The sequence below is a fragment of the Virgibacillus sp. DJP39 genome (genome assembly GCF_049310925.1).
Lineage (GTDB): Bacteria > Bacillota > Bacilli > Bacillales > Amphibacillaceae > Virgibacillus_F.
Genome location: NZ_JBMERP010000014.1, coordinates 57,695 through 65,417, shown reverse-complemented (window position 1 = coordinate 65,417; position 7,723 = coordinate 57,695). Strand labels below are relative to the sequence as shown.

Here is a 7,723-nt window from a genome sequence, read left to right as displayed (position 1 = left end):
GGAAGGTAAAGCTGATTTGACAGCAACTTCTTTGGCGGTTACCCTCTATATTGGCACGGGTCCCAGAGTTGGCTTTCATAGGAATTAATAAGGGCATTCGGAAAATACACGATTTCATGTATTCTTGAAGAAAAATATGGGGTTTCTGCACGCAATCTTGCAAGTGTCATAGTTATTCTAGCTTATGTGGGTATTGATTCTTATCAAATGAAAGGTTTCGGATTCATTCTAAACCTTACAACCGGTATGAGTGTAGAAGTAGGTACGATAATTGGTGCTGCATTAATCATATTCCTTGCGATGATTGGCGGGCTTCGTTCTGTTTCTCAAACTGATGCAATAAGTGGATTTTTAATGGTTGGAGGTTTGTTGATCACTGTACCAGTAATTATCGGAATTGCTGGGGGTTGGGATACTATCGTTGCAAATGTCCCGGAATCACATATGTCTGCAACAGGAGGACTAACAACAATCCAATTGATAGGTTATCTCCTACCAGCATTATTTCTACTACTCGGTGACCAAAACATGTATCAACGTTTAGCATCTTCAAAAGGAGATTCAACTGCCAAAAAGGCTCAAATCGGATGGCTAATCATCATGCTAATTATTTCACCAGCAATTTCTATAATAGCATTTACATCTCGTTCCTTATTTCCTGATATAGATTCAGGAATGGCATTAAAGGCAACTACCCTGGTGATTCCTGTTGGAATAGGGGGTATATTACTTGCTGCCGCAGCCGCCTTTATCATAACAACAGGAAATTCTTATTTGCTTTCAGCTGCGACGAATATGACGTATGATATATATGGAAAGTATATTAATAAAGATGCGTCAGATAAGAAACAATTAAGCATGACAAAATTATTCATCGTAGCTCTTGGTGTATTTTCATATCTGTTAATCAGCTTTTTCCCTACTGTTTTAGCAGTCCAAATGTATGCCTATACAGTATATGGTGCAGGTATAACACCAGCAATTCTAGCAGTATTCTTCTGGAAGCGAGTAACTGCAATAGGCGGTATCTCTTCCATGATTACAGGTGTGGTAACAACATTGGTATGGGAAATTTTACTAAGTAAACCATTTGAGTTAAATAGTGTTGTCATTTCTGTCCCAGCAGCCGTTATTGTGCTTATAACTGTTTCGTTAGCTACGCAAAAGAAACATAAGTAAATTTTGGATAGGAGTGTTTGCATGCAAAAGCGTTTAGAAACATTAACAGCTTGGATGAACGAAAAGAACATCGAAGTAGCCTTTTTAAATTCAATTGAAAATGTTTTTTATCTATCTAATTTCTACACTGATCCACATGAACGTCTAATGGGAATTTTCATGTTCAGACAGGGGGACCCTTTGTTTGTCTTACCCGCAATGGAAGTTAACCAATTAAAAGATTCGGGTTGGGCTTACGAAATCGTTGGTTACTCCGATCATGAGAATCCATGGGAACTAATTAAAACTTCCCTTGAAAAAAGGCGTCTTAAAAATGTTGAAGAAGTTGCAGTGGAGAAAGAAGTACTTTCATTGGCACGCAGTGAATCATTTCTAAATTTATTTTCGGAAGCTAAGGTCGTTTCAGTGGAGGGAAAATTAAATGAAATGCGTGTTGTAAAAGAAGATAGTGAGATCTCCATAATAAGACGCGCTACAGAAATGGCTGATTATGGAGTACAAGTAGGAATTAACGCCCTCCGGGAAGGTATCAGTGAAATGGAAGTTTTAGCTAAAATTGAATATGAGTTAAAGAAAAAAGGGATTCGTGAAATGTCCTTTTCAACTATGGTTCTTTTTGGTGAAAAGTCCGGTGATCCGCACGGTAATCCAGGTGACCGGGAGTTGAAACCTGGAGACATGGTATTGTTTGATATGGGCGTTGTGCTTGAAGGGTATTGTTCCGATATAACTCGTACTGTAGCCTTTAAATCCGCCTCAGAAAAGCAAAAGGAAATTTATAATACTGTTTTAAAAGCTGAACTAGCTTCTTTAAATGCTAGCAAACCAGGCACTCGAATTGGTGATTTAGACAAAATAGCTCGAGATATTATCACAGAGGCAGGGTATGGTGACTATTTTCCACATCGTATCGGACATGGCATGGGTATTAATGTTCATGAATTTCCTTCTATGAATCACTTAAATGATGGAATTTTAAAAGAAGGAATGATATTTACTATTGAACCAGGAATTTATGTTCCAGGAGTAGGCGGAGTAAGAATAGAAGATGACGTTCTCATTACTGCAAACGGGTGCGAGATACTTACCAAATTCCCTAAAAAACTCCAAATAATAGAATAATTAGATTAGTAAATTGAGTCAACTACTCGGATAATCGAGAAGTTGGCTCTTTCTTTATTTTAATATCTATCACTTCTTGGTACGTTTTTTCTTATTATCAGAATAAGTAGTAATAAGTAGTCACTTACCGTAATGAAGATCACTTCCCTTTGTTTTCTCACTCGTTTTGACTTTCATCGGCCTTATGAAGATCATTCACCATGGAAAGCGCGTGTTTTTCCGAAATGCTGGATCAACACCCAACTAATAAAGGGTAGTAGGAAAGAAACGAACCCTTTAGAAAACAGCCTTGCTTTACATTCAATAATAGATTGCACTACTTTTTGGGAAGTAAGGGAATAATTTCATAAGTAAAAGTAAATCTTAAGACTGTTTACATTCATAAATTATCTTTTGGGGGTGATGATACTGCCTTTATTTGAACCAAAGAAAGAACGCGTGCTCATTATCCTAGCTTTATTTATTATAGCGATTTCCCTTTCACCACTCTTCATTCTCGGCGAAAATGCTCATATAAGGGTACATGACAACCTTGATTCCAATCTTGCATGGTATAAGGTGCTAGTTGAAAGCGGTGAACTGACTGGGGACCTCAATGCCCGGATTCCGCAAGTTATCAATGGGTGGCTCCAGCGTAATGCTTTAGGGACAGAGCTTACACTGATTGTCTGGCTTTATGCTTTATTTCCGACAATGACCGCCTATGCAATCAGCCAAGCGATTACACGCTTTGTCGCATTTTTAGGGATGTATTTACTACTAAAAAAACACATTGTTCCAAAACAAGCTTGGGCACCTATTCGAGTGGGTGCGTCCCTGGCCTTTGCACTTACTCCTTTCTGGCCTTCTGGAATGCTTAGTACGCTTGGAATGCCACTTGCATTGTGGGCCTTATTGAATATCAGAAAAGGGGAGTACTCTTGGAAAAATTACTTAACACTTACACTCCTGCCACTTTATTCAAGCATTGTTCTGGGATTTTTCTTTTTCCTCAGCGCAATGGGAGTATTCTGGCTCACCGATGTAATAAGAAAAAAGGGCTGGAATTGGCGGTTTTTCCTATCGATAGCTTACATGACATTCATTTATCTGCTTTCGGATTATCGCCTCGTTTATTCCTTTCTGTTTGACCATGAGGAAAATAGCCGAGACGATTATTTCCATGCACGACTCGGTTTCTTTCACGCGGTAAGGCTTACATTCAAAAATTATATTTTTGGCCATACGCATGTGTTGACCATTCATACTCTAGTGATTTTGCCTGTTACGCTATTAGCTTTTTACTTTGTATGGAAAAGGGGATGGTGGCGGAAGGAAAAAGTATTTGTTTTTTTATTTACCCTTAATTTCGCGTTATCAGCCTGGTATGCTTTTTGGTTTTATGAAGGATGGTTACCTCTGACAGAGCGATTTCCTTTCCTCGATACCTTTAATTTCGCCCGCTATCATTTTCTCCGCCCACTTATTTTATATATGTTGCTGGCGATTGGTCTCAAAATCCTGTGGGACCTGGGAAATCTTTGGAGAAGGACTATCCCTTGGCTACTGATAACGCAGATCGTTATACTTCTGCTTTCTAATGAGGAAATTGTCTACCAAAATAAACCGTCTGTTAAGGAATTTTATGCCGTAGAGCAATTTGAAGAGATTGAACATTATATTGGCCTGCCCCAGGAGGATTACCGAGTGGCAAGTATTGGCCTACATCCAGCAATTTCCCAGTACAACGGTTTTTACACGCTTGATACCTATAATAACTTTTATCCAATATCCTACAAAGATCAGTTCCGGAAAATAATTAAGAAAGAGTTGGATAAAAATAAGACTATTTAGACGTATTTCAATGAGTGGGGCGGTCGCTGTTATATTTTCACGGATGAGCTTGGCAAGAATTATATGTTTAAAAAAGATTCAAAAAAACGGATTAAAAACCTGGAATTGAATTTGGATCCTTTCAAAAAGATGGGCGGTAAATATATCTTTTCTTCTGTTCCAATTGATAATGCTGCCGAAAATCAACTTTCATTAGACAAAATATTTAACTCAGAAGCCTCAGCGTGGGAAATCTATCTTTATAAAGCTATATAAGTTTTCTGCATTTCCTAACTCTACATGTCAAAATACTAAGTATATACAGCTTAGCAACAGGAGGATACAAAAATGAAGGAACCTGTTTTAACTATTGTCGTCCCATGTTATAACGAAGAAGCTGTTCTTCCAGAAGCCTTTGCACAATTGAACAACCTATTATCAAAAATGGTTGCCAACCTGGAGGTTTCAAAAAATAGTAGAATATTATTCGTTGATGACGGAAGCCAGGATAAGACCTGGTCTATGATCTACCATGAAACAATTAAGGGGGATTTCATTCGTGGACTAAAACTTTCAAGAAATGTTGGCCATCAAAATGCACTTCTCGCAGGTTTGTTTTCTGCAAAAGATTCGTCTGATTGCCTGATTTCAATTGACGCTGATCTGCAAGACGACATAGCTATTATCAGTACGTTTGTTGAAAAATTTAAGCAAGGCTATGAAGTTTACGGCGTAAGACAAAAGCGTGATACCGATAACTTTTTTAAACGGTACACAGCAGAAGGTTTCTACAAAGTAATGCGGAAAATGGGCGTTAACCTCGTTTACAACCATGCCGATTATCGACAGATGAGCAGTAGGGCGGTTGGAGAGCTGGAACACTTTGATGAAGCAAACATGTTCTTGCGGGGAATTGTGCCACTTATAGGATTTAAATCGACGATAGTCCATTACAATCGAAAAAAGAGACTGGCTGGGGAAACAAAGTATCCTTTGAAAAAAATGCTTTCATTTGCTCTTGACGGAATTACTTCGTTTTCGGTTACACCAATACGTCTTGTGCTGGTAATTGGCTGTATTTCGTTCATGCTAAGTATAATCTTTGGTGGCTATTTCTTATCACTTAAATTTTTTGGTAATACAGAAACTGGCTGGACTTCACTGATTACATCTATTTGGTTGATTGGTGGCCTGCAGCTAATAGCACTTGGGCTTGTCGGAGAATATATAGGGAAAATTTATAAAGAAACAAAACGGAGGCCACGGTATATTATCGATATTAACACGTTGAATATGCCCCTGCAACGCCATCTGTTGAATGGAGACCGTATCGAAAATGAACCATCACGTAGGCTCAATGCCCGAAAGCTATCCGAAACCAACTAATCACCTGATCCGCTTCTTACTTGTTGGTATCTTCAACACCCTTATAGGTCTGTCTATAATGTTTTTCCTTTTGAACGTATTGGGCTGGAATTACTGGACTTCAACGTTAATAGGAAACACAATCGGAGCAGCGGCTAGTTATATTCTAAACCGAAACTTTACGTTTAAAAGCCATGTCAGTGTAAATACTGGTGTCCCAAGATTCATACTGATTATTCTAACCTGCTATTTCATTTCCTATAATGGCAGTTTAATGGTAACTAGATACGTATTGCCTGAAGAGCTTTCTGGTTTAGTTGGATCAGATATGCTTGCTGTCATTATTGGGACAGGATTTTATACCATTTTAAACTTCATTGGGCAAAAGTATTTTGTGTTTCAAGAAAAAAATGACTAAGAAAAAACCGTTAAACCCTGTATTAGTAAGGGGTTAACGGTTTTTAATATGTGTAATTACGTCATCTGTACTTTATGCAAATTAGCAAAGATACCATCACGCTTGATCAGTTCTTCATGGCTACCCTGTTCAGCAATACCATCTTTTGTGACAACCATAATGCGATCAGCGTTCTTAATGGTTGCTAGGCGGTGTGCGATAACAAGAGTTGTTCGATCTTTTGCCAGTTTATTCAAAGCCTTCTGAATGATCATTTCTGTTTCTGTATCCAACGCTGAAGTTGCTTCATCCAATATGAGAATTGGTGGATTTTTTAAAAACATCCGCGCGATTGCGATACGTTGTTTTTGACCACCAGACAGCTTTAATCCACGCTCTCCAACCTGCGTTCCATAGCCATTTGGCAACTCATTGATAAACTCTACCATATGAGCATCTTTTGCGGCTTTTTCAATTTCTTCATCTGTTGCATCAAGCTTTCCATATGCGATATTTTCGCGCAGCGTTCCGGTAAATAAAAATACATCCTGTTGTACAATACTAATTTGATGACGCAGAGATTCTTTCGTCATGTCCCGTAGATCTATCCCATCAATACTTATGCTGCCACTGTTCACATCATAGAAACGTGGAATCAGCGAACAAATTGTTGTTTTCCCCGCTCCCGATGGACCAACGAATGCGATGGTTTCTCCCGCATCTACTGAGAAGCTTAAATTATCAAGCACAGAGGACTGTGTTTTCTCGTAGCCGAAAGTAACATTGTCAAATTTAATATTACCTTTCAACGACTTAACCTCCTGCGCATTTTTACGATTCACAACCTCAGGGCTTACATCAAGTATATCAGTGAATCGCTTAAACCCTGCCATCCCCTTCGGATATAACTCAAGCAGTGCACTAATTTTTTCAATTGGTTTAAACAGTACGTTCGTAAATAGGATAAAGGCAACGAGGTCACCGTTTGTAAATGTTTCATTGTTGAAAGCTAGCCATGAACCTACAACTAAAACGATTAAAACAATTAAACGCATCATCATATAAATGTTGGAATGGACAAACGCCATTACCTTATATGCACTGATTTTTGCTGCACGAAAGCTGTAATTATCCTTTGTAAAGCGAGCCATTTCATGCTTTTCATTTGTAAATGATTGAACAACACGTACACCTGATACGGCATCTTCTACCCGACCATTTACTTCCGCTATGTCCGTATACATCTTTTTCCACGCGGCATTCATCTTAATATTACTAAAAGTGATTAACCAAACCAGGATCGGTACCACAAACAGAATAATCAATGCCAGCTTGGCGTTATAGGTAAACATAATCCAAAACGCACCAACAAAGGTCATAATAGCGATAAAAAAGTCTTCTGGTCCATGATGGGCGAGTTCTCCAATATCAAATAAGTCATTGGTTATCCGACTCATGATATGTCCAGTTTTTGTATTATCAAAAAACCGAAAAGATTGTTTTTGTACATGGTTGAACAAATCCTGACGCATGTCTGTTTCGATATTAACGCCCAGCTTATGCCCCCAATAAGTAACAACGTATTGAAGAAATGTACTAAGTAAATAAATAACTAATAAACCAATACTAACTAAAACAATTATATTCCAATTTTCTTCAGGCAGTAATTGATCAATAAATTTTTGTACTGCGACCGGGAATGCCAGTTCAAGTATTGCAACAATAACAGCACAACCAAAATCTATCATAAATAGCCGTTTATGCGGCTTGTAATAAGAGAAAAAACGTTGAATCACTGAATTGCACTTCCTTTTTAAATATGTATTAGAAAACTAGGCTTATTGGCGA

Annotated in this window: 5 protein-coding genes and 1 pseudogene; 5 read left to right on the top strand and 1 reads right to left on the bottom strand. The window is 38.2% G+C overall.

The window, feature by feature from the left end:
* Positions 1-87 precede the first annotated feature (87 nt).
* The 5 genes and pseudogenes from ACOI1D_RS07105 (at position 88) to ACOI1D_RS07085 (ending at position 5,896) form a co-directional block, all read left to right on the top strand.
* On the top strand, positions 88-1,179 hold the full coding sequence (locus ACOI1D_RS07105) for a sodium:solute symporter family protein (RefSeq protein ID WP_422500400.1): 1,092 nt from the start codon (positions 88-90) through the stop codon (positions 1,177-1,179).
* Between the two features lie 21 nt (positions 1,180-1,200).
* Complete coding sequence (locus ACOI1D_RS07100; protein ID WP_422500394.1) at positions 1,201-2,301, top strand: M24 family metallopeptidase; 1,101 nt, start codon at positions 1,201-1,203, stop codon at positions 2,299-2,301.
* 402 nt (positions 2,302-2,703) lie between these two features.
* Positions 2,704-4,389, top strand: a pseudogene (locus ACOI1D_RS07095) (DUF6044 family protein).
* A gap of 72 nt (positions 4,390-4,461) precedes the next feature.
* Positions 4,462-5,499, top strand: coding sequence for a glycosyltransferase family 2 protein (locus ACOI1D_RS07090; protein WP_422500392.1), 1,038 nt, complete (start codon positions 4,462-4,464; stop codon positions 5,497-5,499).
* Positions 5,450-5,896 carry a GtrA family protein gene (locus ACOI1D_RS07085; protein WP_422500390.1) on the top strand — a complete coding sequence of 149 codons (447 nt, stop codon included), beginning with the start codon at positions 5,450-5,452 and terminating at the stop codon, positions 5,894-5,896. Before ACOI1D_RS07090 ends, ACOI1D_RS07085 begins: the two co-directional genes overlap by 50 nt.
* A 56-nt stretch (positions 5,897-5,952) precedes the next feature.
* Here ACOI1D_RS07085 and ACOI1D_RS07080 read toward each other — a convergent pair whose 3' ends face one another.
* Positions 5,953-7,671: an ABC transporter ATP-binding protein gene (locus ACOI1D_RS07080; protein WP_422500388.1), complete on the bottom strand. Its 1,719-nt coding sequence runs from the start codon at positions 7,669-7,671 to the stop codon at positions 5,953-5,955.
* Between the last annotated feature and the right edge of the window lie 52 nt (positions 7,672-7,723).

Bases quoted from the DNA above. Each gene is read 5' to 3' on its own strand.
- ACOI1D_RS07100 (WP_422500394.1), top strand. From the start codon at position 1,201: ATGCAAAAGCGTTTAGAAACATTAACAGCTTGGATGAACGAAAAGAAC.
- ACOI1D_RS07090 (WP_422500392.1), top strand. From the start codon at position 4,462: ATGAAGGAACCTGTTTTAACTATTGTCGTCCCATGTTATAACGAAGAA.
- ACOI1D_RS07085 (WP_422500390.1), top strand. From the start codon at position 5,450: ATGAACCATCACGTAGGCTCAATGCCCGAAAGCTATCCGAAACCAACT.